Source organism: Caenimonas sp. SL110, from assembly GCF_001044395.1.
Lineage (GTDB): Bacteria > Pseudomonadota > Gammaproteobacteria > Burkholderiales > Burkholderiaceae_C > Ramlibacter.
Genome location: NZ_JANU01000036.1, coordinates 1 through 1,148 on the forward strand (window position 1 = coordinate 1; position 1,148 = coordinate 1,148).

Sequence of the window (1,148 nt, forward strand, 5' to 3'; positions counted from 1 at the left end):
GGCGTAGGGCCGGACGTGCTGGTGGCCATCTGCGTGGAACGCTCCATCGAGATGGTGGTCGGGCTGCTGGCCATCCTCAAGGCCGGTGGCGCCTATGTGCCCATCGATCCGGACTATCCACCCGAGCGCATTGAATTCATGCTTCAAGATTGCGCGCCAAAGGTGCTGCTCACCCAGGCTCGCCTGGCCGACACGCTGCCCACCACCAGCGCAGTGGTGGTGCAGCTGGATGCCGATGGGCAGACCTGGCAAGACCAGCCGCGCACCTGCCCTGTGGTTGACGCAGGCGCCACCGACCTGGCCTACGTGATTTACACCTCTGGCTCGACTGGCCAGCCCAAGGGGGCGATGAATGAGCATCGCGCCGTGGTCAACCGGCTGCACTGGATGCAGCAGGCGTATGGCCTCAATTGCGATGACCGCGTGCTGCAAAAGACTCCGTTCAGCTTTGATGTCTCGGTGTGGGAGTTCTTCTGGCCGCTGGCTTGCGGAGCGACTCTGGTGATGGCGCGCCCGGGCGGTCACAAGGACCCCGCCTACCTCACCGAGGTGATCGAGCGCGAACGCATCAGCACGCTGCACTTTGTGCCTTCGATGCTGCAGGCGTTCGTGCAGGCGCCGCAGTTGCAGCAGTGCACGAGCTTGAAGCGGGTGATCTGCTCGGGCGAGGCGCTGCCCTTTGCATTGGTGCAGCGCTTTGTGGACCAGATGCCGCAGGTCGAGCTGCACAACCTGTATGGCCCCACCGAGTGCGCCGTCGATGTGACGGCCTGGGCTTGCTCGGTCGATGAACCGTCAGGGCAGGTGCCCATCGGGCGGCCGATTGCCAACACCCGCATGTACGTCCTGGATGCACGCCAGCAGCCGGTGCCCATCGGTGCGGCCGGGGAGCTGTACATCGGCGGTGTGCAGGTGGGGCGTGGTTACCTGAACCGACCCGAACTCACAGCTGAAAAGTTCGTCGCCGATCCCTTCAGCACACAACCCGGCGCGCGCATGTACAAGACCGGCGATCTGGCGCGCTGGCGCGCTGATGGCGCCATCGAGTACATGGGTCGCAACGACTTCCAGGTCAAGATTCGCGGGTTCCGGATCGAGCTGGGCGAGATTGAAGCGCGGCTGGCCGCGCACCCGGCAGTGCGCGAGGC

General features: G+C 65.0%; 1 protein-coding gene. It reads left to right on the plus strand.

Annotated features, from left to right (window positions below; genetic code table 11):
* The coding region (locus tag AQ12_RS16630; RefSeq protein WP_048441074.1) for an amino acid adenylation domain-containing protein at positions 1–1,148 on the plus strand (1,148 nt) is incomplete at both ends.